This is a genomic window from Sphingopyxis sp. (assembly GCF_016793825.1).
Taxonomy (GTDB): domain Bacteria; phylum Pseudomonadota; class Alphaproteobacteria; order Sphingomonadales; family Sphingomonadaceae; genus Sphingopyxis.
This window is the reverse complement of sequence record NZ_JAEULM010000016.1, coordinates 22,448-46,043: the sequence shown is the minus strand read 5'-3', so window position 1 is coordinate 46,043 and position 23,596 is coordinate 22,448. Positions and strand designations below refer to the sequence as shown.

23 protein-coding genes are annotated in these 23,596 nt (G+C 64.3%); 8 read left to right on the top strand and 15 right to left on the bottom strand.

The annotated features are described in order from the left end of the window. Positions 1 to 48 precede the first annotated feature (48 nt). From JNM03_RS03440 to JNM03_RS03410, 7 genes are all read left to right on the top strand, one after another. A complete protein-coding gene (locus tag JNM03_RS03440) occupies positions 49 to 720 on the top strand; it encodes a spermidine synthase (RefSeq protein WP_294034384.1) in 672 nt (223 codons plus the stop codon). A gap of 52 nt (positions 721 to 772) precedes the next feature. Continuing rightward, a complete protein-coding gene (locus JNM03_RS03435) occupies positions 773 to 1,981 on the top strand; it encodes a hydrolase (RefSeq protein ID WP_294034382.1) in 1,209 nt (402 codons plus the stop codon). Next, entirely contained in the window at positions 1,978 to 2,979 is a 1,002-nt protein-coding gene (locus JNM03_RS03430; RefSeq protein WP_294034380.1) for an arginine N-succinyltransferase, read from the top strand. The genes JNM03_RS03435 and JNM03_RS03430 overlap by 4 nt, the downstream gene beginning before the upstream one ends. Positions 2,980 to 2,982: 3 nt before the next feature. Next, positions 2,983 to 4,233 (top strand): N-succinylarginine dihydrolase, encoded by a 1,251-nt coding sequence (locus tag JNM03_RS03425; RefSeq protein ID WP_294034378.1) that lies wholly within the window; start codon positions 2,983 to 2,985, stop codon positions 4,231 to 4,233. A 102-nt stretch (positions 4,234 to 4,335) separates the two neighbouring features. Beyond that, positions 4,336 to 4,845 carry a hypothetical protein gene (locus JNM03_RS03420; RefSeq protein ID WP_294034376.1) on the top strand — a complete coding sequence of 170 codons (510 nt, stop codon included), beginning with the start codon at positions 4,336 to 4,338 and terminating at the stop codon, positions 4,843 to 4,845. Positions 4,846 to 4,988: 143 nt separating this feature from the next. Continuing rightward, positions 4,989 to 5,231, top strand: a complete 243-nt coding sequence (locus JNM03_RS03415) for a hypothetical protein (protein ID WP_294034374.1) — start codon at positions 4,989 to 4,991, stop codon at positions 5,229 to 5,231. Positions 5,232 to 5,277: 46 nt separating this feature from the next. Beyond that, positions 5,278 to 6,045 carry an alpha/beta fold hydrolase gene (locus tag JNM03_RS03410; protein ID WP_294034372.1) on the top strand — a complete coding sequence of 256 codons (768 nt, stop codon included), beginning with the start codon at positions 5,278 to 5,280 and terminating at the stop codon, positions 6,043 to 6,045. Here the strand turns inward: JNM03_RS03410 and JNM03_RS03405 are convergent. The 3 genes from JNM03_RS03405 to JNM03_RS03395 all read right to left on the bottom strand — a co-directional run bounded on the left by JNM03_RS03405 (position 5,984) and on the right by JNM03_RS03395 (position 10,255). Further along, complete coding sequence (locus JNM03_RS03405; RefSeq protein WP_294034370.1) at positions 5,984 to 7,039, bottom strand: alpha/beta hydrolase; 1,056 nt, start codon at positions 7,037 to 7,039, stop codon at positions 5,984 to 5,986. The two genes, JNM03_RS03410 and JNM03_RS03405, sit on opposite strands and share 62 nt — an antisense overlap. Before the next feature lie 55 nt (positions 7,040 to 7,094). Next, positions 7,095 to 8,753 carry an MFS transporter gene (locus JNM03_RS03400; RefSeq protein ID WP_294034367.1) on the bottom strand — a complete coding sequence of 553 codons (1,659 nt, stop codon included), beginning with the start codon at positions 8,751 to 8,753 and terminating at the stop codon, positions 7,095 to 7,097. A 119-nt stretch (positions 8,754 to 8,872) separates the two neighbouring features. Then, entirely contained in the window at positions 8,873 to 10,255 is a 1,383-nt protein-coding gene (locus JNM03_RS03395) for a DEAD/DEAH box helicase (protein ID WP_294034365.1), read from the bottom strand. 309 nt (positions 10,256 to 10,564) lie between these two features. On the opposite strand from JNM03_RS03395, the gene JNM03_RS03390 reads away from it, so the two are divergent. Beyond that, positions 10,565 to 12,037 (top strand): glycerol kinase, encoded by a 1,473-nt coding sequence (locus tag JNM03_RS03390; RefSeq protein ID WP_294034364.1) that lies wholly within the window; start codon positions 10,565 to 10,567, stop codon positions 12,035 to 12,037. 39 nt (positions 12,038 to 12,076) lie between these two features. Here the strand turns inward: JNM03_RS03390 and rpmE are convergent, their stop codons facing one another. The 12 genes from rpmE to rpsB form a co-directional block, all read right to left on the bottom strand. Next, the gene (gene rpmE, locus JNM03_RS03385) at positions 12,077 to 12,304 is read right to left on the bottom strand and encodes a 50S ribosomal protein L31 (RefSeq protein WP_294034362.1); all 228 of its coding nucleotides are present in this window, start codon (positions 12,302 to 12,304) and stop codon (positions 12,077 to 12,079) included. A 166-nt stretch (positions 12,305 to 12,470) separates the two neighbouring features. Continuing rightward, positions 12,471 to 12,950 carry a 3-hydroxyacyl-ACP dehydratase FabZ gene (gene fabZ / locus JNM03_RS03380; RefSeq protein WP_294034361.1) on the bottom strand — a complete coding sequence of 160 codons (480 nt, stop codon included), beginning with the start codon at positions 12,948 to 12,950 and terminating at the stop codon, positions 12,471 to 12,473. Between the two features lie 5 nt (positions 12,951 to 12,955). Then, entirely contained in the window at positions 12,956 to 13,642 is a 687-nt protein-coding gene (locus JNM03_RS03375; protein ID WP_294034359.1) for an OmpH family outer membrane protein, read from the bottom strand. Further along, positions 13,642 to 16,320 carry an outer membrane protein assembly factor BamA gene (bamA, locus tag JNM03_RS03370; protein WP_294034357.1) on the bottom strand — a complete coding sequence of 893 codons (2,679 nt, stop codon included), beginning with the start codon at positions 16,318 to 16,320 and terminating at the stop codon, positions 13,642 to 13,644. Before bamA ends, JNM03_RS03375 begins: the two co-directional genes overlap by 1 nt. Positions 16,321 to 16,391: 71 nt before the next feature. After that, positions 16,392 to 17,522, bottom strand: coding sequence for an RIP metalloprotease RseP (gene rseP / locus JNM03_RS03365; protein WP_294034355.1), 1,131 nt, complete (start codon positions 17,520 to 17,522; stop codon positions 16,392 to 16,394). Then, positions 17,515 to 18,675 carry a 1-deoxy-D-xylulose-5-phosphate reductoisomerase gene (locus JNM03_RS03360; RefSeq protein WP_294034469.1) on the bottom strand — a complete coding sequence of 387 codons (1,161 nt, stop codon included), beginning with the start codon at positions 18,673 to 18,675 and terminating at the stop codon, positions 17,515 to 17,517. Before JNM03_RS03360 ends, rseP begins: the two co-directional genes overlap by 8 nt. 4 nt (positions 18,676 to 18,679) lie before the next feature. Then, a complete protein-coding gene (locus JNM03_RS03355) occupies positions 18,680 to 19,366 on the bottom strand; it encodes a phosphatidate cytidylyltransferase (RefSeq protein WP_294034353.1) in 687 nt (228 codons plus the stop codon). Between the two features lie 3 nt (positions 19,367 to 19,369). Continuing rightward, complete coding sequence (gene uppS, locus JNM03_RS03350) at positions 19,370 to 20,056, bottom strand: polyprenyl diphosphate synthase (RefSeq protein ID WP_294034351.1); 687 nt, start codon at positions 20,054 to 20,056, stop codon at positions 19,370 to 19,372. Between the two features lie 165 nt (positions 20,057 to 20,221). Beyond that, positions 20,222 to 20,776: a ribosome recycling factor gene (frr, locus tag JNM03_RS03345; RefSeq protein ID WP_294034349.1), complete on the bottom strand. Its 555-nt coding sequence runs from the start codon at positions 20,774 to 20,776 to the stop codon at positions 20,222 to 20,224. Between the two features lie 23 nt (positions 20,777 to 20,799). Then, positions 20,800 to 21,522 carry a UMP kinase gene (gene pyrH, locus JNM03_RS03340; protein WP_294034347.1) on the bottom strand — a complete coding sequence of 241 codons (723 nt, stop codon included), beginning with the start codon at positions 21,520 to 21,522 and terminating at the stop codon, positions 20,800 to 20,802. A 113-nt stretch (positions 21,523 to 21,635) separates the two neighbouring features. After that, positions 21,636 to 22,562, bottom strand: coding sequence for a translation elongation factor Ts (tsf, locus tag JNM03_RS03335; protein WP_294034345.1), 927 nt, complete (start codon positions 22,560 to 22,562; stop codon positions 21,636 to 21,638). A 134-nt stretch (positions 22,563 to 22,696) separates the two neighbouring features. Next, positions 22,697 to 23,548 (bottom strand): 30S ribosomal protein S2, encoded by an 852-nt coding sequence (gene rpsB / locus JNM03_RS03330; RefSeq protein ID WP_294034343.1) that lies wholly within the window; start codon positions 23,546 to 23,548, stop codon positions 22,697 to 22,699. Between the last annotated feature and the right edge of the window lie 48 nt (positions 23,549 to 23,596).

Here is a 23,596-nt window from a genome sequence, read left to right as displayed (position 1 = left end):
GTTGGCAATGGGGTGCCAAAGCCGGATCTCGCCGCCTATAGAGACCCCATGATAGCACGCGAACTTGTCGGCACGGCGGCCGTACCCGACGGCGACCCGCTCCGCCTGTTCCGGCGCGGCGACGAATTCACCATCGCCATGGGCGGCAACGAATTGATGAGCAGCAGGATGAGCGGCTCCGAGGAAGCGCTGGCCGAGATGAGCTGCGACCGGCTGCACCATGACGCCATCCCTCACCTTTTGATTGGCGGCTATGGCATGGGATTTACCCTGCGCACGGCGCTGGCACGGCTGGGTGCCGACGCGCGGATAACGGTAGCGGAGCTGGTCCCTGCCATCATCGACTGGGCCCGCGGGCCAATGACATCGATGACCGTGGGCTGCCTCGACGACCCGCGCGTGGAAATTCAGCTGACCGACGTCGCGCAAGTCATATCGACCGCGACACGGCGCTACGACGCCATCCTGCTCGACGTCGACAATGGCCCCGATGGCCTGACCCGCGTCGGCAACGACCGCCTCTATTCGGCCGGCGGGCTGGCCCGCGCGAAGGCGGCGCTTCGGCCCGGCGGGATATTGGCGATCTGGTCGGCGGCGCCCGATCCGCGATTCTCGCGGCGCCTGAAAGATGCGGGTTTTCAAGTCGAAGAGATCAGCGTGCGGGCGCGCAGCAACGGCAAGGGCGCGCGGCATCTGATCTGGTTTGCACGCGCCGGCTGATCTATGGCGACAAGGGGTCGCAAAGCCCCGCCCGGCTGGCTATAGCCGTGCCATGACCACCCTCAGCGCAACCGAAACTGCCGCGCTCGAACGCGCAGCCGATGCCCCGATGCTGTCGCAGGTCGAACAATGGGCGGCCGTCAACAGCGGCACCGGCAATCTGGCTGGACTGAAAGATGTCGCGGGCCGGCTTGCTGATGCCTTTGCCTCGCTGCCCGGCGACGTTCGGCTGGTACCGGCCGATCCGGTCGAGAGCGTCGATACTGCCGGCCAGGTGAATATCGTCCAGCGCGGTGACCACCTGCACGTCCGCGTGCGGCCAGAGGCTCCTGTACAGTTACTGCTGACCGGCCATATGGACACGGTCTTTGCGGCCGACCATCCATTCCAGTCGCTCCGGTGGCTGGAGGACGGCGTGCTCAACGGCCCGGGAACCGCCGACATGAAGGGCGGGATCGCGGTGATCCTGGCGGCGTTGCATGCGCTCGAGGCTTCTCCTGTCGCGCCGCGCGTCGGCTATGACGTGATGATCAACAGCGACGAGGAAACGGGAAGCCACGCCTCGGCCGCTCTCATCGCCAAACTGGCTAAGGGCAAGACCGCCGCGCTGACCTATGAACCGGCGCTGCCCGACGGAACGCTCGCGGGCGCGCGGCCGGGGAGCGGCAATTTCTCGGTCGTCGTTCACGGCCGCGCTGCCCATGCCGGACGCAACCCGCAGGACGGCCGGAACGCCCTGCTCGCCGCGGCTGATCTGGCGCTGCGCCTCGGCGCGCTCAAATCGGACACGCTGAAAGTCAACCCGGCCAAGATCGACGGCGGCGGCCCCAACAATATCGTCCCCGACCAGGCGATCCTGCGGGTCAACATGCGCCCATCGACCCCGGACGCGATGGCGGCGGCCGAAGCCGCGCTGCGTGATGCGATCGCCGCGATTTCGCGCGACCATGACGTGCACTGTCACCTCCACGGCAATTTCAACCGCCCGCCAAAGCCGCTCGACCCCGCCGCGACCCGATTGTTCGAACTGGTGCGAAGCTGCGGCGCCGCGCTTGGCCTGACCATCGGCTGGAACGCCACCGGAGGGGTGTGCGACGGCAACAATATCGCGGCTTGCGGCGTACCCGTGGTCGACACGATGGGCCCACGCGGCGGCGCGATCCATTCATCGGACGAGTTTCTGATCGTCGACAGCCTTGCCGAGCGCGCGCAGCTCTCGGCCCTTACCATGACAAGAATAGCGGAACGGGGGACGGTGTGAATTATGTGATCCGGGCAGCCAAGCCGGGCGACCTTCAAAGCATTTACGAAATGGCGAAACTGACGGGAGGCGGCTTCACCAACCTGCCTCCCGACCGGCAGGCACTGCGCGCGAAGCTGGAGCGCGCCGAGGCAGGTTTCAACTCGGAGAAGGAATATCCGGCCGACGAACTGTACCTGATGGTGCTCGAGGATCTCGACAGCGGCGAAGTGCGCGGCACCTGCCAGATCTTTGGGCAAGTCGGGCAGCGCTGGCCCTTCTATTCCTATCGCATCGGCACCGACAGCAAGCATAGCGAACAGCTCGACCGCACCTTCCACGCGCAGGTGCTCATGCTCAGCAACGACCTGAACGGCGCGAGCGAAGTTGGCGGGCTGTTCCTGCATCCCGCGGCGCGCGCGGGGGGACTTGGACTGTTGCTCGCGCGGTCGCGTTATCTGTTCATCGCGCGCCACCGCGCGCGTTTCGGCGATCGCATTCTTGCCGAACTGCGCGGCGTCATCGACGAAGCGGGTGGATCGCCCTTTTGGGACGGCGTCGCGGGCAAGTTCTTCGGCATGAATTTTCAGGAAGCCGATCAGTTCAACGCCGTGCACGGCAACCAGTTCATCGCCGACCTGATGCCCAAGCACCCCGTCTATATCGCGATGCTCAGCGAGCAGGCGCGCAGCGTCATCGGCATTCCGCACCCGACCGGACGCGCGGCGATGCGGATGCTTGAAAACGAAGGGTTCGCCTTTGAAAACTACGTCGATATCTTCGATGGCGGACCGACGATGACCGCACGCACCGACCAGGTCGCGAGCGTCCGCGATGCGAAGCATGTCGCGATTGCCGGCGTCGCCGAGGGCGGCGAAGATGCGTTGATCGCGACCGGCAATCTGTCGGACTTTCGCTGCTGTTTCGGAAAGGTCGGCGCAGGCAGCACCATCGACGCCGAAGCCGCGCGCATGCTCCGTATCGGCGCCGGCGACCAGATCAGCTGGATCGGACGCTAGGCCATGCTCACCGAAATCAACTTCGACGGGATCATCGGTCCCAGCCACAACTACGCCGGGCTGAGCCGCGGCAACATCGCGTCGGCGAACAATGCCGGCGATGTTTCGCAGCCGCGCGCCGCGGCGCTGCAGGGCATCGAGAAGATGCGCCACAATTTAGCGCTCGGCCTGCCTCAGGGGTTTTTCATGCCGCTCAACCGGCCCGATGCACCCTGGCTCGAAACGCTATCCACATCGATCGATGCCGCCGAACCGCACTTGCGCGCGCAAGCCTGGTCGGCGTCGTCGATGTGGGCCGCCAACGCCGCAACGGTCTCTCCTGCTCCCGACAGCGGCGACGGCAAATGCCATCTGACGGTCGCGAACCTCGTCACCATGCCGCATCGCAGCCACGAATGGCAGGGCACGCTGGCGCAGCTTCGCCTGGCCTTCGCCAATCCGGCGTTCGCCGTTCATGGCCCCGTTCCCGCCCCCTTCGGCGACGAAGGGGCCGCGAACCATATGCGGCTCTGTGCGGGGCACGGGTCGCCCGGTGTCGAAATCTTCGTTTACGGAGTCGGTGGCGGTCGCTTCCCCGCGCGCCAGCACCTCGATGCGTCGAAGGCGATCGCCCGCAAGCATCGGCTCGATCCGGCGCGCACGCTGTTCATTCAGCAGTCGGACGTTGCCATTCAGGGCGGCGCCTTCCACAACGACGTGGTCGCGGTCGCAAACGAGCGCGTGCTCTTTACACACGAGACCGCGTTCGAGGATCGCGTCGGCGCGCATGCGCAGATCCGCGCCGCCTTCCCCGAGGTCGAGATCGTCGAGGTGCCGGCCAGTGCGGTGAGCCTGCCCGAGGCGATCCAATCCTATCTCTTCAATGCCCAGCTCGTCAGCCTGCCGGAGGATGGCGGTATGGGGCTGGTTTTGCCGACCGAGGCCCGCGCGATCGAGCCGGTCTGGCGCTGGCTGGAGGCGCATGTCGCGGGCAACGGTCCGATTCGCCGGCTGCTGCCGGTCGATGTTCGCCAGTCGATGGCGAACGGGGGCGGCCCTGCCTGCCTGCGCTTGCGCGTCGTCGCGGAGCCGGCGGCCATCGATCCGCGCTTCATGGCGGATCCGGCGACACTCGACCGAATTGCGGAGGTCGTTGCGGCGTACTGGCCCGAAGCGATCGCGCCCGGAGACCTCGCCTCCGCCGCGCTCGTCCGCGATGTTCGGCGCGCTCGCGCGGCCTTGTTGCACGCACTGGATCTGGGCGAACTCGAATAGCTGGAGCGAACGGCGAAACCTGCCGGGGCAACCAAACTCGCTTTGCCGCCACGGCATCCGCGGTACATATCCCGTCTGGGCAATGATCAGAGGATACTCCCCATGTCGTTCCTGATGTCGGCGTTGGCATTGATGCTGCAATCTGCGGCGCCCGGCGATTGCGTCTATGAAGCCGTCACGCCCGACGTCCGCGCGTCGATAGGCGACGCGATAATCGCCAGGCGTCCCCGCAGCGCCGCGGATATCGACGCGCTGACAATTGCCGTCGATCGGTGCGCCCGTCCCGAACGCTGGTCCGTCGATAGCGCACTGCACGCCAACGGTTCGGCCGCCATGCGGTTTGCAGCCGACACGCTGGCCCGCCAGCTCGGTCATCCGACGTGGAGCCATACTGCGCTTGCAGTATTGCGCACGAGGCCGCTGGGACAAATCCGCAATCTGGCGAAGACCGGCTCGGGAGATGCAGAATTCGAGCTTGTGCTCACCCACATGTTGCACGCCGACCCCGAAATCGGTGACGCACTGAAGGGTGCCAGCAAGGAAACGCTCGAAAAGTTCATACTGATGGTCAAACTGCTCGCCGTGGCCGAAGTCGAACGAAACGCCATCTGATTTCCCGCACGGAACCCGATTCAGAAGGGCGGCATGATCGACGCGCTTGATCGTCTGTCGAGTTAATTTACAGTTTACCATAAGCCGGTCGCGTCGAATCCCCGATTTGCGCCACTGGCACGGCGCTTGCCTAGGGTATGGTAATGTTGAAAAAAATCGGACGCCTGTTCGTCATCAAGACTCGCCTCGAAGCGTGTCTGATCATTTATGCCCTCGGCGTCGGGGCGATGGCGCGCGGCATGGCCTATCTCGACCATTATCCCGGCATCGGCGGAAAGCTGCTGCTCGTCGCCTGCAGCGGCTCGGTCTTCCTCGCGGGGGCCAAGATCTTCGACTGTCTGCGCTACGAGCAGGCGGCGGCGGAAGCGGCGAAGCAGGCGAGTTGACGCGGCGGCCTTTCGTCCGCTTCCAACCTGTGCCAAGGCTGGGCGCATGAGCAGGATCAGCGGGAACCCGTCCCTCACCACCGAACATGTCTATGGCCTGACGCTGCGCGTCGCACGCTGGCGTGCCGACGCGGGGGGAACACCGCTCCTGTTCCTCAACGGCATCGGCGCCGATATTACCGCAGCGGCACCGCTGCTTGCCCAGCTTCATGGCCGCGAAGTGTGGACGCTGGACATGCCCGGCGTCGGCGGGTCGCCCGATGCCCTGCTGCCCTATGGCGCCCCGACGATGGCAGCGGTGGTTATGGAAATCGCCGACCGCCTAGGCCATGTGCAGATCGACCTTGCCGGGTTCAGTTGGGGCGGCGCGATGGCACAGCAGATCGCAATTCAGTTTCCAGGCCGCATCCGGCGGCTGGTGCTGATGGCAACGACGCCTGCCGTCACGGCGCCGGGGATCGGTTGGGCCGCAATGCTGGACGACGACATGCTGGCGAGCGGATTGAAGCTGCCCACGGCGACGCCGCTCGGCCTCACCTACCAGACGATGGCGATGGCCGGCTGGACCAGCACCGCGATGCTGCCGCATCTAAAAGGACTTCCAGTCCTGATCCTGATGGGCGAGCGCGACGGCGTCGTTCCAGCCTGCCACGGACAGGCGATCGCCGATCTGATCGATGGCGCCGTACTGGAAGTGGTGCCGGGATCGCACCTCTTTCCCTTTACTCACGCCACGCAGGTCGCGGAACGGATCAGCGCGTTTCTGGATCCGATGCCGATGGAACGGTCGGGCGCGGGACAAGCCGCCGCTTGAGGAAATCGGCGATGACCGCCGCAGTCCGATCGGGTGATTCTTCCATCGGCAGGTGCCCGACGCCATCGAACAGCACGACCTCAGACCCCGCTATCCGCTCGTGAAAGGTCTGCGCCGCGCTGGCGTTGATCAGCCTGTCCTGCTTGCCGAACAGGATCAGCGTCGGCGCCTGGATTTCGCCGACGCGTGCCGCCATCGCGGGTTCGCGGTCCATCCGCGCGCGCATCACCGTCGCCTCGCGATTCCCCGGAAAGCGCAGCAATTCCCAATAACGGTCGATCATAGCGTCATTGACGATCGCCTGATTTTCGACCGAGCCGCGCAGCGATTCCTCGACCAGCATACGCGGCGTGATCTGCGTCGCAAGCCAGCGGCCGAGAGGATATTGAAGAACACGAAATCCCACGTTCGATTGCGGCGCCTTCTCGCCCTTGCGCAGCGGCATCCCCGCCGCGTCGATCAGCAGCAGGGCGTCGACATGATCCGGGCGCTCCAGCGCATAGCGCCAGGCAACCCAGCCACCCATGGAATTGCCGCCAATGACGAAGTGGTCGAGTCCGAGCTTCGCCGCGACGACGTCGACCGCGGCCATCATGCCGTCCGCCGAATAGTCGGTGTCGGGGGTAGCGCCGGTCAGCCCGTGACCCGGCAGGTCGAGCGTGACGATGCGGTAGTCGGCGCCAAGCCGCTGCACGAGCGGTTCCCACGTCTGGAGGCTGCTGTTCGCACCGTGAATCAGGACGATCGGCGTGCCGTCACGCTTTCCCTCGTCGCGGTAATGAATCCGCTGGCCCGCGGGTCCGGCCGCGAAGGCTGCATTGGGGCCGCCATATTTGGCAATCATCGCATCCGGATCGGTGTCCGCGGTGCGGAGCATCAGGAATGCGGCGAGAATGGCCAGAAGAAAACCGAGCGGGACCAGAACCCGCTTGCGGCGAAATAACGGACGCCGCGCTACCGGCGGTTCGAAGTCGTCCTCATCGATCGTCTGCATACGCCCCCTCCGAGCCGGCGAACCCTAGCTTGCCGGCCGGCTCCGTCAATCCGTCCTATGCGTGGATCGGTCTGCGGAATGTCTCGGGCAGGAACAGCAGCCCGACGACGACCGTGGCCGCCGCGACCACCACCGGGTACCATAGGCCATAATAGATATTACCGGTGGCCGCGACCATCGCGAACGCCGTTGTCGGTAGAAAACCTCCGAACCAGCCGTTGCCGATATGATAAGGTAGCGACATTGCGGTGTAGCGAATGCGGCTGGGGAACAGTTCGACCAGCAGCGCCGCGATCGGCCCGTAAACCATCGTCACGAGCAGGACGAGATAGAAGAGGATCGCGACGACCATCGGCTTGTCGATCCGCGCCGGGTCGGCCCTGGCGGGATAACCGGCAGCCTTCAGCGCCGTTTCCAGCGGCTTCGTCATCCCACCTTCGGCGCCATCATATTGTCCGGGTTCGGGGATATCGACGCCGGTGTCGCCAACCCGAACGATGGTGATGGATCTGTCCCAGCGCCGAGAGTTCTGTACGACATGCTCATACGGAATGCCGGCCTTGGCGAGGTAGGATTTGGCGATGTCGCAGCCGCTGCCGTTGAACTTGTTCTTACCGATCGGATCGAACTGGAACGAGCATTTCCCATGCGACGTCAGGACCGTGACCGGTGCGCGCGCCTGCGCCTCTGCCAGTGCCGGATTGGCGGCACTGGTCAGCATCTGGAACGCCGGAAAATAGGTCAGCGCGGCGAGCGTGCAGCCCGCGAGGATGATCGGCTTGCGTCCGATCTTGTCGCTGAGCCAGCCAAAGAAAATGAAGAAGGGCGTGCCGAGTGCCAGCGCGATGGCGATCATGATATTGGCCGTCGCGCCATCGACCTTCAGCGTTTTTTCGAGAAAGAACAGCGCATAGAATTGACCCGAATACCAGACGACCGCCTGCCCCGCGACCGCGCCGAAGAGTGCGATGACAACCCATTTCAGGTTCGCCCAGCGCCCGAAGGCTTCGGTGAGAGGGGCCTTCGAGGTCGTGCCTTCCGCTTTCATTTGCTGAAAGACCGGGCTCTCTTCGAGCTGGAGACGGATCCAGAGCGACACTCCGAGCAGGATCACCGAAATGAGAAACGGCAGGCGCCAGCCCCAGTCGGCAAAGGCTTCCTCACCGATCAGCGAGCGGATGATGATCACCACACCGAGCGCCGCGAACAGCCCGAGCGTCGCCGTGGTCTGGATGAAGCTGGTGAAGAGCCCCCGTTTTCCTTCCGGCGCATGTTCGGCGACATAGGTTGCCGCGCCGCCATATTCGCCGCCCAGCGCCAACCCCTGCACAAGGCGAAGAAGGACAAGCAACACCGGCGCCGCGACGCCGATCGATGCATAGCCTGGCAGCACGCCGACCAGAAAGGTCGAAAGGCCCATAAGGCCCATGGTCACCAGAAAGGTGTTCTTGCGCCCCACGAGGTCACCGATGCGCCCGAAAACCAGCGCACCGAACGGTCGTACCGCAAAGCCCGCAGCAAAAGCCGCCAGCGCGAAGATGAAGCCCGTGGTCTCGTCGACGCCCGAAAAGAACTGCGCCGAAATGATCGTCGCAAGCAGGCCATAGAGGTAGAAATCATACCATTCGAACACGGTGCCGAGCGACGACGCCAGGATGACCTTGCGCTGGCTTTGTGACGTTTCGGCGGTTTCCCCAGCAGCCTGTCCGATCATCCTCTGCCCCCGTTCGCACCGAGCCCGTCAAGGCACCGTCGTCCCTCTGCGTCGGACGCTAGAGGAAAGATCGGTACTTCGACAAGCTCGGCGCGAACACGCGCCAGAATGTGCGGGATTCAGCCGACCCGCTTTACCGCGCCCTTGTGCGCGCCCACGCTCTTGTTGCGGGGACGGAAACGACGCTTGCGCTGGCCCTCGCCACCTTCGACGGCGGCGGCGCCATCCCGGCGCGGACCACGGTCGCCGCGCGGTTTGCCCGCGTCGCGGCCGCGCAGCGCGTCTTCGCGCTGGCGCTGCGGGTTGCGCCCCTTGCTGCCGGTATCGCGCGGCGGCTGCGCCGGCTTGGGCAGGTTGCGCACCATCTCGCTGAAATTGTCGGGCAGCGGCATCGGTTCGGATTTGGACCGGGTGACGCGCTCGATATCCCTCATATAGGGCCGTTCGTCAGGTGCGATGAAGCTGATCGCCACGCCTTCCGCGCCGGCGCGCGCGGTGCGCCCGATGCGGTGGACATATTGTTCGGGAACATTTGGAATCTCGAAATTGATCACATGGCTGACCCCCGAGACGTCGATACCGCGCGCGGCGATGTCGGTCGCGACGAGCAGTTTGATGTCGCCCGAACGGAACGCCTGCAACGCATGGGTGCGCTGCGACTGGCTCTTGTTGCCATGGATCGCCATCGCCTTGATCCCCGCGCCTGCCAGATGGCGCACGACGCGGTCCGCGCCATGCTTGGTACGGGTGAAGATCAGGGCGCGGTCGATCGCCTCACGCGCAATGACGGCATGGAGCAGGGCCTGCTTTTCCTTCTGTTCAACGAAGGTCGAGAACTGGCGGATCTTTTCCACCGTCGTCGCCTGCGGCGTGACCGAGACGGTAACCGGATCGTTCAGGAACTGCTCGGCCAGATGCGCGATCTCCTTGGGCATGGTGGCCGAAAAGAACAGGTTCTGGCGGCGCGACGGCAGCAGCTTGGCGATGCGGCGCAGCGAATGGATGAAGCCCATGTCCATCATCTGGTCTGCTTCATCGAGGACAAAGACCTCGACGTCGTCGAGACGCAGCGCCCGCTGGTCGATCAGGTCGAGCAAACGGCCCGGCGTTGCGACAAGGATGTCGACACCCTGACTGAGGTCGCGGATCTGCTTGTTGATCGGCACGCCGCCGAACACGGTCGATACCCGCAGCTTGGTAAAGCGGCCATAATCGCGGCAGCTCTGCGCGATCTGCGCGGCGAGTTCCCGCGTCGGCGCCAGCACGAGCATCCGGCAGCTACGCGGGTTGGTGCGGTGCGGATAGGTCAGCAGGTGGTGAATCGACGGCAGCGAAAAACCGGCGGTCTTGCCGGTACCGGTCTGCGCAATACCACACAGGTCGCGACCCTTCATCAGCGGCGGGATCGCCTGCGTCTGAATCGGTGTCGGGGTGGTGTAATCCTTGGCGGCAAGCGCGCGATTAATGTCGGCGTGCAGACCAAAGTCATTGAAAGTCGTCATAATATACTCACATAGGGCGACGCGCAGGCGCATCCGTTCGCATCGAACGGACGGCGCACGGCCGCGGGTTCGAAACGACCCGCGTGAAAGGGTGCCTCTGGGGACAAAGCGCGAATCCGGCTCGTCCCGCGCCTGAAACGGGCGGGAAAATCACGCTGCCGGGTGTTGCGACGGATAATCCCGCCATGCTGCGCTGCACAATATATGGCATGGCCGGCGCAATTTTGCAAGTCGGTTACGAATGTAAGTGTCGCGCATCTTGTCGCGGCGCCTTTCTTTCGTCATCAAATACGAAAGAGGGAGAGGATCATGGCCGAGAAAATCATCGTCATCGACGAAGGCACCACCTCGACCCGCACCATGCTCTTTGCCGCGGACGGCACGCCGCTTGGCAGTGCGCAGCGCGAGTTCCGGCAATATTATCCCGGCCCCGGCCTTGTCGAACATGACGCCGCGGAAATCTGGGACGCGACCCTCGCCTGCACGCGCGAGATGATCGCCCAGGCCGGCGGCGCGGATGCGGTCGCGGCGATCGGCATCACCAACCAGCGCGAGACCGTCGTTTTCTGGGACCGGGAGACCGGCGAACCCCTGGCGCCCGCCATCGTCTGGCAGGACCGCCGCTCGGCGCCCGACTGCGCGGCACTCAAGGAGGCGGGGCACGAGCCGATGGCGCAGGCGAGGAGCGGCCTGCTGCTCGACCCCTATTTTTCAGGCACCAAGATCGGCTGGGCACTGAAGCATTGGCCGCAGTTGACCGAAGCGGGCGACCGGCTCGCGGTCGGAACGGTCGAGTCCTATCTTGTCTATCGCCTGACCGGCGGGGTCCATGTCACCGATGCAAGCAACGCTTCGCGCACGCTGCTCATGGACATCAACGGGCGCGGCGGCTGGGATCGCGAGCTATGTGACCTGCTGGGTGTCCCCATGGGCCTGCTGCCCGAAATCACCGGCTGCACCACGACCGTCGGCATGACCGATCCGACGCTGTTCGGCAGCGCAATACCCATTTCCGGCATGGCGGGCGACCAGCAAGCGGCAACGATCGGGCAGGCCTGTCTGTCGCCGGGGCAAACCAAGGCAACCTTCGGCACCGGCGCCTTCATCCTCTCCGCAAGCGGCGCCTCGCGCCCCGTGTCGACCAACCGCCTGCTCGCCACCATCCTCGTGCAGGAAGGCGATAGCCGAAGCTATGCGCTCGAAGGGTCGGTGTTCGTCGCGGGCAGCCTGATCAAATGGCTGCGCGACGGGCTCGGCCTGCTCGCAAGCGCGAGCGAGAGCGAAGGACTCGCCCGCTCGGTCGCCGACAACGGCGGTGTCTATCTCGTACCCGCGCTCGCCGGCCTCGGCGCGCCACATTGGCGGCCCGACGCGCTCGCGGCGCTATCGGGGCTGAGCTTTGCAAGCGGCAAGGCGCACGTCGCTCGCGCCGCGCTCGAGGCACAAGCCTATCAGGCACATGACCTGAAGTCGGCTTTCGCAGCCGATGGCGTCGATTGGGCCGAGGTGCGCATCGACGGCGGCATGGCGGCGAACGACTGGATGGCACAGGATCTGGCCGACATGCTGGCGATCGCCGTCGAGCGCCCCGACTTTGTCGAAAGCACCGCGCTCGGCGCTGCGATGCTCGCCGCGACGGGCGCCGGGCTCTACCCCGACCTTGCTAGCGCCGCCGCCGCGATGCGCGGAACCGCCACTCGCTTTACGCCGTCGCTCGACGCCGACAAACGCAAAACGCGCCTTGCCGGATGGCAAAGCGCGCTTGCAAAGGTTCTGGGCTGATCCGCCCCCATCGCTTGGCGACGGGGAGGAAACGATCGATCAACGCTTGAGCGTAAGACCGCCGAAGCGCTTGTTGAACTTCGCGACCTGGCCCGCCGCGTCCAGCATACGGCCGGTACCGCCGGTCCACGCCGGATGCGCGGTCGGGTCGATTTCGAGCGTCATCGTGTCGCCCTCTTTGCCCCAGGTCGAGCGCGTCTGATATTCGGTACCATCGGTCATCTTGACCGTGATCATGTGATAGTCGGGGTGCGTGTCTTTTTTCATGTCTCTTGGCTCCTGCGCCGCCGGTTACCGACCGGAAGCTGAGTCGATGCTGTCCCCGTCACGGGGCCCGCGAAGCGGCTGCCCCTAACGTTGAATGGTGGAAAATGCAACACCTCCCCCTCGTCGCACCCGAACAGATCCGGAATGACGGTGGCGGGTTTGGTGGTCAATCGGCTGGCGGATCGGCGATCATCGCGGTGAACTGGCACTCGGTCGCCAACTGACCGCCCAGCATTGCCTTGCCCTCGAACCGGCAGATGTTCCGTTTCGCCTGAAGAATCGTGACATGCAGATCGAGCAGATGGCCCGGTTCCACCGGTTTGCGGAACTTCACCCCGTCGATCCCCATGAAGTAGACGAGCTTGCCCGTGCCCGCGAGCCCGAGCGATTCGATCGCCAACACGCCGCCCGCCTGCGCGAGCGCTTCGACGATCAGGACGCCAGGCATAATCGGCCGGCCGGGGAAATGCCCCTGAAAGAAGGGCTCGTTCATCGTCACCGCCTTGACCGCGTGGATCGAGGTGTCCTTCACCATCGATTCCACCCGATCGACGAGCAGCATCGGATAACGATGCGGCAGCAATCCCAGTATCCGGCGGATATCCACCGGACCCAGGGTTTCGCCCGCGCTTTCCCCGTCCGCCATGATGCTTAGCGGGTCGTCGGTGCGCTGCCGGTCGGAGCGGCGGGAGCCGTAGCGGGCTGCGCACTACGCGCTGCGTCCATCAGTTGCTGGTTGCGCTGCTGGACGAGCTGGCCGGGCTGATATCCGGCCGGAACCGCGATCGACACGTTCGGCAGAATACGATTGAGTTCGGCGACTACGGCATCGGTGATATCGACGCTGGGTTCGCGCGCCAGAATGGCATCGGGGTTGAGCAGCAGGTCGACCTTCTTCGCCGTCATCGCCGCCTTGATCGCCTCGTTCATGCGAACGCTGATCTGATCTTCGACATAGGCGATGGCCAGTTCGACAGGCGCGCCGATCTGCGCGATTTCGGCGTTGGCCGCCTGGCGCTTGTCCTGAACAGCCTTGGCCGCAGCCTGCAAGGCGGCCTGATTCTGCGGAGTCTTCTTCGACTCTTCGTTATACTTCGCGATCAACACGTTCATTTCCGCCTGCAGCGTCTGGCCGCGCGTGTTCTGCTGGTCGATCTGCGCCTTGTAGGTGGTCTCGATCTGCTGGGTTGCGACCGTGAAGGCGTTCGACTTGGCGGCCGCGGCGCGAACGTCGGCAAGCGCGACGGACTTCGCCTGCGCGGCGGCCGGCACGGCGACCATGGGCGAAACCGACAGCGCGGCAATGGCGAGCGCCGATGCAGTGAGAATTTTCTTCATCAGAATTGGGTTCCTACGTTGAATGAGAAGCGTTTGGTGTCATCGCCCTCTTCTTTGCGAAGGGCGTAAGCGAAGTCGATCCGGAACGGACCAAAGGGCGAATTCCAGTTCACGCCGGCACCGACCGAAACACGCGGCTTCCAGGTGTCGCCGAAATAGCGTTCCTCGAACGGCGCGAGTGGCGTGAAGCCATCCGGGCAAGTGGTATATTGGGCGGTGGTGCCGGTTGTCAGCGTCGCGAACTGGCTGGTGCCGGTCGTGGCGTTGCGGCACAGATATTTCGTGAGGTTATCCGCCGGGTCGCGGAAATCCGCGAGCGTGGTGAGCGTCGGACGACGCACGCCGAACACCGACCCGACGTCGAGGAAGACCGACGGCCGCAGCCCCAGTTCTTTGGCACCCGTGCCAAGCGGAATATCGACCTCCAGCCGGCCCTGATAATAGGCCCGGCCGCCGAGCGCGTCATCGACCCGGCCGCTGCGCTGGCTAAGATCGGTGTTGAGGATCGGATTGGCGGGATCGGTCAGGTCGACATCGGCATAGCGAATGACGCGCGGACCGACGCCGCGGATGTCGAAACCGCGCATCTGCGGTTCGCCCAGGAAGAAGCGGTCGGTCAGGCGAACCTTGTCGCTCGTCGGAGTGGGTCGGCTGCCAAAAGGATAGATATAACCGCCTTCAGCCGAAATATTCAGGATGAAGCGGCTGCCGAGGTTGAAATGCTTCGACGCATTTGCACGGGTCCGGACATATTTGACGCTCCCGCCGAGGCCAGCGAAGTCCTGGCTGAACGAGAAGGATTGGCCGCGCGTTGGGCGCAGGCGGTTGTCGCGATCATCATAGGCGAAGGTATAGCCGACCAGCGAGGTCGTCCGCTTGCCGATCGCGTCGCAAAGATAACGGCCCGCGATGAGCGGGTCGCAGGCATTACCGAAATAATAGAGCGACTTGTCGAGCGATACATCGTCATAGTTGAGGCTGTAGCGCCCGAACATCGACATGAACTCGGTCAGCGGGACGCCGACGTTGATCTGGAAACCCGTCGTGCTCTGCTCGAAGGTCGTCCGGCGATCATTGTTGATGAAGTTGAACGAATTGAGGTCGCGGCGATAGACGCTGCCGCCGATCGAGATGTTGCGATCGAACAGATAGGGTTCGGTAAAGCCGAGTTCGACCGATTTGGAATAGCTCGAATAGTTGACCGACGCCTGAAGCTGCTGGCCGAGGCCGCGGAAATTGCGCTGGCGCACCGATGCCTGCAGCAGGAAATTCTCGATCGACGAGAAGCCGGCCGATAGCGAAAGCTCGCCCGTCGGCTTTTCCTCGACGTTGGTTTCGAGGATGATGCGGTCGGGGGCGCTGCCCTCCTTGCGCTCGATCTCGAGATTCTCCTGGAAATAGCCGAGGCTGTTGAGGCGGTTCTCGGTACGCTTGACGCCGAAGCTGTTGAAGGCGTCGCCTTCGTTCAGGCGGAATTCGCGGCGAACCACCTTGTCGTGGGTCAGCGTGTTGCCGTTGACGTCGATGCGTTCGACATAGGTTCGCGGGCTTTCGCCAACATCGAAGGTGATATCCATCGTCCGCGTGTCGGCGTTACGGTGGAATTCCGGGTTGATGTCGGCAAAGGCATAACCGAACAGGCCGGCGGTCTCGCTGAGGCTTTCAACGGTGTCTTCGACCAGCTTCGCGTCGTACCAGTCGTCCTTCTTCATCGGCAGCAGTTTTTGCAGCATCTCCGGCTTGAAGTCGCGCAGTTCGCTCTTCACGTTGATATCGCCGAACTTGTAGCGCTCGCCCTCCTCGACGACATAGGTGATGATGAAGTCCTGCTTGTTGCTCGTCAGTTCCGCGACCGCCGAGATGACGCGGAAGTCGGCATAGCCGTTCTGCAGGTAGAAAAGGCGCAGCTTCTGCTGGTCATAGGCCAGACGGTCGGGGTCGTAGCTGGTGTTCGACGACAGGATCGTCATCAGGCTCGACTGCTTGGTCGCCATTTCGTCCTTGAGGTCGCCGTCGCTGAATTTCTCGTTGCCGATGATGTTGATCTGGCGAACCTTCGACTTCGGTCCTTCGTTGATCTCGAACACCACATCGACACGGTTCTGGTCGAGCGATACCATTTTCGGTTCGACCGTCGCGGCGAAGCGGCCCTGCCGCTTGTAGAGTTCGATGATGCGCGCGACGTCGGCACGCACCTTCGAGCGCGTGAAGATCTGGCGCGGCGCCAGCTTGATCTCCGGCCGGATTTTTTCTTCCTTCAGGCGCTTGTTGCCTTCCAGGATGACGCGATTGATGACGGGATTTTCGACGACCTGGATCGTCAGCGCGCCATTGTCGTCGCTGATCTGATAGTCCTTGAACAGCTCGGTCGCCGCCAGGTCCTTGAGTGCCTGATCCAATACCGCGCGGTCATAGGATTGTCCGACGCGCAGGCGCAGATAGGACAGGATCGTCTGCGCCTCGAGGCGCTGGTTGCCAACGACGGTGATCGACTGGATCGTGGCAGCCCGGGGCGCAGCCTCGGTCGCGGGAACCGGAGCGGCGGAAGCGGGAGCCGCGGGCGGCGTAGCGGTCTGCGCCTGAACCGACGCCACGGGCCAGGCCAGCATCGTTCCCGCCAAAAGGAACGCAGAGAGCTGGGTCCGGCCCTTGAATTTCTGTGAAGCCACGCTGTTCATCCCGCAAAAATAACTCAAAAGCGACAAGCCCGCTTCCCTGCGGGTTGGCGCGCACTCCTGCACCAGTCCGCCTATCCAATCAAGCGCGCGATCCGGTCCCAAAGGCCGAATGAGCCCAAATCATTGAAAGTCACGACCAGCATCAACGTTACGACCGCCGCAAAACCGAATCGGAAGGCCCATTCCTGCGCCTGAAGCGGCGCTGGACGGCGCCGGATCGCCTCGTAGGCATAGAAAAGCAGGTGGCCGCCATCGAGCATGGGCAATGGCAACAGATTGATGAACCCCAGATTGATGGAAATCATCGCAGCGAGGAAGATCAGTGCTTCCGGACCCACACTCGCCGCTTCGCCCGAAACCTGCGCGATCTTGAGGGGGCCGCTCAAATCCTTCACCGACCGGTTGCCCGAGAGCAATTGACCAAGCACCTCGCCGGTCTGGCGAATGATCTGGCCCGTCTGCTTGACCGCGACAAACGGCGCCTGCGTCAGCGAAACCCGCTCGAAAACGACCTTCCCGGGCGCAACACCCAGGATCGCCCGCTCATACTCCTTGCCGAACTGGTCCTTGTCCTTGACGAGCCGCGGCGTCACCTGAACCACCCGTTCGGCACCCCCGCGCCGGATGCGAACGCTCACCTCCTCGCCGGGACGATGCGCAATGGTCATTGGGATATCCATGAAGACGTCGGTCTGACGGCCGTCGATCGACAGGATCCGGTCGCCGGGACGGAGTCCCGCGATCTCCGCGGCCGACCCCGCCTGGACCGCGCCGACAACAGCCGGAGTCGTCGCCGTGCCGACGAAGGCGGCGAAACCGGCGAGGATCAGCACCGCGAAGAGGAAATTGGTCACCGGACCCGCGGCAACGATCAGCGCCCGCTTCCACACGGCCTGCGCGGGAAAGGTATGCGAACGTTCCTCGGCGGGCAGTGCCTGCCAGTTGGCGTCGGGCTGGCTCACCGCGTCGCGGTCTCCCGCGAACTGGACATAGCCGCCAAGCGGCAACCAGCCGATCTTCCATTCGGTGCCGCGCTTGTCGGTCCAGCCGAGGATCTTGCGCCCGAAGCCGATCGAGAAGGTATCCGCCTTCACCCCGCACCAGCGGCCGACAATATAATGTCCATATTCGTGAACGAAGACCAGCGGCCCCAGGACGAGCAGGAAGCCGACGAAATAGAGCCAGACCGGCACGCTATGCATGTTCGAAATGATCCACAAGATACTGGGCCGCCGCGCGCGATGCGACATCCACGCTGAATATGTCCTGAAGCGAGGCAGGCGTCGCGGGCGCGTCCGCATCGATCACGCGACGCACGGTTTCGACGATCGCCGGAAAGGAAATACGGCCAGCGAGAAATGCGGCGACGGCCACCTCGTTCGCGGCGTTGAGCTGGGCCGGGCGCGCCCCGCCCTCCGCAATCGCGGCGCGACATAGCGCGGTCGCTGGAAAGCGCACTTCGTCGGGCGCCTCGAAATCCAGCCGCGCGATGCTGGCGAGGTCGAGCGGCGCGCACGGCGTCACCATCCGCTGCGGCCAGGCGAGTGCACTGCTGATCGGAATGCGCATGTCGGGCGAGCCGAGCTGCGCCAGCGTCGAACAGTCGACAAACTCGACCAGACTGTGAATCACCGACTGCGGGTGCACAAGGATTTCGATGCGATCGAGCCCGACGGGGAACAGGTGGTGCGCCTCGATCAGTTCGAGGCCCTTGTTCATCATGGTCGCCGAATCGACGCTGATCTTCGCGCCCATCGACCAGTTCGGATGCGCGACCGCCTGCGCGGGCGTGGCGCGCGCCATGTCGTCCGCGCTCATCGTCCGGAACGGTCCACCGCTCGCGGTCAGGATGATGCGGCGCACCTGATCGATCCGCCCACCCGCGAGACACTGGAAAATGGCGTTATGTTCGCTGTCGACCGGCAGGATCGTCGCGCCCGATTTGCGCGCCGCGGCGGTCATCAGTTCGCCTGCCGACACCAGCGCCTCCTTGTTGGCCAGCGCGACATCGACCCCTGCCTCCAGCGCCGCCATCGTTGGCGCAAGGCCGGCGATGCCGACGATCGCCGCCATCACCAGGTCGGTGGGATATTGAGCGGCCTCGATCAGCGCATCTGCCCCTGCGGCGACGCCGATATTCGTGCCGGCAAGCGCCTGCTTGAGGTCGTCATAGCGCTTCTCATCGGCAATCACGACCAGATCGGGACGAAATTCCAGCGCCAGTCGCGCCAGTTCGGCGACATCGCTGTTCGCTGTCAGCACGCTGACCCGAAGGCTCTCGCGGTCGCGGCGGACGAGGTCGAGGGTCGACTGCCCGACCGATCCCGTTGCACCGAACAGCGAGAGGCGGCGCATCATATCAACCCGCTGCCCGTACGGCGATCTGACCCGCGAACGCCAGCCCACCCAGCAACAGCGCAACGGGCAACAAGCCATCGACGCGGTCGAACAGGCCGCCGTGTCCGGGGATCAGCTTTCCCGAATCCTTGACTCCCGCGCGACGTTTCATCCAGCTTTCCCCGAGGTCACCGAGCTGGGCGACCAAGCCCATTACCAGCCCGATCCACAGCGGCACCCCCACGATTCCGCCGCGATCGGCGACCGTCGAGCCGACGACAAGCGCTGCGACCATGCCGCCGAACAGACCCGACCAGGTTTTCGACGGGCTGATCCGCGGCGCCAGGCGCGCGCCCCCGAACGCGCGGCCCGCGAAATAGGCGCCGATATCGGTCGCCCAGACCATGCCGAAGACCCAGAGCGCGGCGGTCATGCCCAGATAGTCGCGAAGGAACCACAGCCCCGCCATCGCGCCGAGGATCGCGACCGGTCCGAGCAGCATCAGCGCCGCTCTCGACCCGCCGCCAAGACCCATGGCGCGAACGAGCGCGAGCCATTCGACCACCACCAGCGCCCCGCCAACGAGCAGCAACAGACCGAACGCAATGCCCCCGAACCACAATGCCGTGCCCGCGATCGCGAACAGCACGATCGCCGATCCGACGCGCGTCCACAGGTCCGATCCGGCCTTGGTCGTGCCTGACGCCATATCCTAGAGTCCCCCGTAACGGCGCTCGCGCCGTGCAAAATGATCGAGCGCCGCCTGCAGATCGGCGGGCGTGAAATCCGGCCACAACCGGTCGGTGAAATAGAGTTCGGCATAAGCCGATTGCCAGAGCAGAAAGTTCGACAGCCGTACTTCGCCTGAGGTGCGGATCAGCAGGTCGAGCGGAGGCATATCGGCGGTATCGAGGTTCGCCTCGATCGCCTCCGCGGTGATCTCCCCCGCCGCCGCTGCCGCCTTCGCCGCGCGGACCAGTTCGTCCTGCGCGCCATAGTTAAGCGCAACGGCCAGCGTCGTGCGCTTGTTGCCGGCCGTCCGTTCCAGCGCGTTTTCGATCAGCGCGACGACATCGGGAGCCAGCCCCCGCCAGTCACCGATCACTTTCAGGCGTACGTCGTTGGCGGCGAATTCGTCGAGGTCGCTGATGATGAAGCGCTTCATCAGCCCCATGAGATCGCTGACCTCTTCCTGGGGCCGTTTCCAGTTTTCGGACGAAAAGGCATAGAGCGTCATCGCCTCGATACCGAGATCCCCGGCGGCGCGCACGATCGCGCGCACCGCCTCGACCCCGGCCTTGTGACCGGCGACGCGCGGAAGAAAACGCTTTTTGGCCCAACGACCATTGCCATCCATGATGATGGCGACATGGCGGGCTCCGTGACCGGTTGCAGTCACAAATCCTCCCCGCTCGCGGGGAGGTGACAGCCCACAGGGCTGGCGGAGGGGGGCGGCGTGATCGAGCAGCCTCGCGTCGAAACGCGAACCCCCTCCACCATGCTTTGCATGGTCCCCCTCCCCTTGCCGGGGAGGATTACAATGGCCGCAGCGTCACGCATCGACTTAGCCCAGGATTTCCTTTTCCTTGGCACTCGCGGCGGCGTCGAGTTCGGCGATCGTCGCGTCGGTCAGCTTCTGCACCTCGGTTTCGTGGCGCTTGCGTTCGTCCTCGCTGATTTCCTTCTTGTTCTCGTCGGTCTTCAGATTGTCCATGCCGTCGCGGCGAACGTTGCGGACCGCGACGCGGGCCTTTTCGGCGTATTGGCCTGCCAGCTTCGACAATTCCTTGCGGCGCTCCTGCGTCATTTCGGGGATCGGCAGGCGCAGCGTCTGGCCATCGACGATCGGATTGAGACCAAGACCCGCCGAACGGATCGCCTTGTCGACCGGGCCGACGTTCGATTTGTCCCACACCTGCACCGACAGCATGCGCGGTTCGGGCGCACTGACCGAAGCGACCTGGTTGAGCGGCATATGACTGCCATAAACCTCGACCGTCACCGGATCGAGCAACGCGGTATGCGCGCGTCCGGTGCGCAGCCCAGCGAGGTCGCTCTTCAGCGATTCGACCGCGCCGTGCATGCGGCGTTCGAGGTCGGCCTTGTCATATTTTGCCATCAGTCTTTCCTCTCTTGATCTTGTCAGTCGCCCCGGCCGACGACGGTCGCAACGCCCTCGCCCGTCAGCACGCGCGCCAGATTGCCGGCCTCGCGGATGTTGAATACGACGATCGGAATATTATTGTCGCGGCACAGCGCCACCGCGCTTGCGTCCATCACCTTCAGATTGTCCGCAAGGACGCGATCATAGCTGAGCGTGTCATAACGGACCGCCGATGCATCCTTCTTGGGGTCGGCGTTATAGACGCCATCGACGCTGGTGCCTTTGAGCAGCGCATCGCACTTCATTTCGGCCGCGCGGAGTGCCGCGCCGCTGTCCGTGGTGAAATAGGGCGCGCCGACGCCGGCGGCGAAGATCACGACGCGACCCTTTTCCAGGTGGCGTTCGGCCCGGCGGCGGATCACCGGTTCGCACACCTTGTCCATCTCGATCGCCGACTGCACGCGCGTCTGCACACCAAGCTGTTCGAGCGCATTCTGCATTGCCAACGCGTTCATGACCGTCGCCAGCATGCCCATATAGTCGGCCTGCGCCCGGTCCATGCCCTTGGCGGCGCCCGCCATGCCGCGAAAGATGTTGCCGCCACCGATCACGAGGCAGATTTCAAGCCCGCGTTCCTTTGCCGCCTTCACCTCGGCGGCCATGCTGGCAACGGTTTCGGGGTCGATGCCAAAAGGGGTCGCACCCATCAGCGCCTCACCCGACAGCTTCAGCAAAATGCGTTTCATGCCGGGCAATGCCATGTCGGGGGAACCTCTTGCAAACTCGATAAATGCGAATGGCGCGCACCCTAGAGAGAGTACGCGCCATTGCCAAGCGGACTGCCGCGCCGAAACGCAGCAATCCGATCCAATTTTCAGGCGCCGGCGGCCGCCGCGACTTCCGCCGCGAAGTCGCTTTCTTCCTTCTCGATGCCTTCACCGAGCTGGAAGCGGACGAAGCTCTTGAGCGTGATCGTCGCGCCGACATCCTTGCCGGCAGCTGCGACGACTTCGGCAACGGGGGTCTTGCCGTCCATCACGAAGAGCTGCGACAGCAGCGCGTTTTCCTTGCGGAACTTTGCGATAGCGCCATCGACCATCTTCGAAACGATCTCGGCGGGCTTGCCCGAATGCGCGGCCTTCTCCTCGGCGATCGCGCGTTCGCGGGCGACGAGGTCGGCGTCGAGGTCGTCGCCGTTCAGCGCCAGCGGGTTCGCGGCGGCGACGTGCATCGCCAGCTGCTTGCCGAGCGGTTCCAGAACGTCGGCGCCAGCGGTCGATTCGAGCGCGACGAGCACGCCGATCTTGCCCATGCCCGGTGCCGCGGCGTTGTGGACATAGCCGGTGACGACGCCGGAGTTCACCGCGACGATCGCGGTGCGGCGCAGCGACTGGTTCTCACCGATCGTCGCGATATTCTGCGTCAGCTGCTCGGCGACGCTGCCACCGGTCGGATAAGCGGCCGAAGCGAGAGCGTCGATGTCGGTGATGCTGCCGGCAAGCGCGACCTGGGTCACGTCGCGAACGAAGCCCTGGAACTGCTCGTTCTTCGCAACGAAATCCGTTTCGCTGTTCACTTCGACCATCGCCCCGCGGTTGCCGTCGGTCGCAACGCCGACGAGGCCCTCGGCCGCCACGCGGCCAGCCTTCTTGGCGGCGGCGGCCAGGCCCTTGGTCCGCAGCCAGTCGATCGATGCTTCGATGTCACCGTTATTTTCGGCGAGCGCCTTTTTGCAATCCATCATGCCTGCGCCAGTGCGGTCGCGCAGTTCCTTGACGAGAGCGGCCGTAATTTCAGCCATGGGATAATCCTTTCAATAAGGGCAGACGCGATTACGGCCTGCGGTCCGCCGCGCGCATGGCGGCGGGATAAGTCAAAGTGATGACCGGGACGGCGCGGGCTGTCGCCGCGCCGTCCCGTCATGCGAACGAACGCTTATGCGTCGCCCTGACGTTCGGTTTCGGCAGCGGCTTCAGCCGGGACCTGTTCGTCCTCAGTCACCGGAGCGGCTTCGACGACAGGAGCGACGGTCTCTTCGACCAGCGCCGGTTCGGCAACGGGTTCGACCGCTGCGCCCAGATCCTCGCCGCGGTTCGCGCGGGCCTGCTGACCGCCACGGGTCGCCGCCTGGGCCACCGCGTCACAATAGAGGCGGATGGCGCGCGCCGCGTCGTCGTTCGCCGGAACCGGGAACGCAATGCCATCGGGCGAGACGTTCGAATCGAGGATCGCGACGACGGGGATGCCAAGGACGTTGGCTTCCTTGATCGCGAGTTCTTCCTTGTTCGCGTCGATCACGAACATCACGTCGGGAATGCCGCCCATGTCGCGAATGCCGCCAAGCGACATTTCCAGCTTGTCACGCTCGCGAGTGCGATTCAGGACTTCCTTCTTGGTGAGGCCCGAGGTGTCGCCCGAAAGCTGCTCTTCGAGCGTCTTCAAACGCTTGATCGAGTTCGAGATCGTCTTCCAGTTGGTGAGCATGCCGCCCAGCCAGCGATGGTTGACGAAATGCTGACCCGAAGCGCGAGCCGCGTCGGCGATCGGGCCCTGCGCCTGGCGCTTGGTGCCGACGAACAGCACCTTGCCGCCAGCGGCCGAGGTCGACGAAATGAAGTCGAGCGCGCGCGCGAAGAGCGGCACGGTCTGCGACAGGTCGAGAATGTGGATGCCGTTGCGCGCGCCGAAGATATACGGCTTCATGCGCGGGTTCCAACGGTGGGTCTGGTGGCCGAAGTGGGCGCCAGCTTCGATAAGATTCTGCATCGTGACGACAGGTGCCGCCATGGTCTTTCTCCTTCCGGTTGGTCCTCTGGAAAGCAAGAACCGGGTTCC